This window comes from Halorubrum sp. Atlit-26R, assembly GCF_003666015.1.
Classification (GTDB): Archaea; Halobacteriota; Halobacteria; order Halobacteriales; family Haloferacaceae; genus Halorubrum.
The window spans coordinates 1-486 of record NZ_QPLT01000444.1 but is presented as its reverse complement, the minus strand read 5'-3'; the positions used below and the strand labels follow the sequence as shown (position 1 = coordinate 486).

At 62.3% G+C, this 486-nt stretch carries 2 protein-coding genes; both read right to left on the bottom strand.

Annotated elements, in window-relative coordinates; genetic code table 11:
* Positions 1 to 190 (bottom strand): ATP-binding protein (locus DVK07_RS21375; protein ID WP_147441332.1); only part of this gene is annotated, 190 nt, incomplete at its 3' end.
* 204 nt (positions 191 to 394) lie between these two features.
* On the bottom strand, positions 395 to 486 hold a 92-nt coding region (rdfA, locus tag DVK07_RS24305), incomplete at its 5' end, for a rod-determining factor RdfA (protein ID WP_342765657.1).

Genomic DNA, 486 nt, shown 5'->3' with positions numbered 1-486 from the left:
CGTCAGCACTCTCCTCGAACGGAGGTTCATCGCTTCCCAGCGCGGCCGCGAGACCCCACATGAGCGGTGTTCGGTCGGCCGCGTTCCGTCCCGCGACGACGGAGACGCCGGGCTCGAACTCGACGGTCGCGTCGTCGAGACCGGCGAATCGCGTGACGGTCAGGCGGGCCGGTCCGTTCGTCGTGGCCATACGATGTTCGACACGGGGGTCCGTGAAAACAGTTGGTGACGCTTCCAAAACTCGTTCCATTACTATCATTGGAACGTGTCTCTTGTCCCGGGTGCCACAAACACGTTCCAAAGCTATCGATGGAACGCTTTTCGACCCGAGAGCTCGCGAGAGTTCGGTCGTCACTGGTCGCTCCATACCGCGGTTCGGAAAGCGCGAAACGGACTACTCGCAGTCGCAACCGCCCCGGTCGATGAGGTCGTCGACCGTGTCCTGGGAGTTACAGCCCGGGCAATGGACGCGAACGTCGACGTACA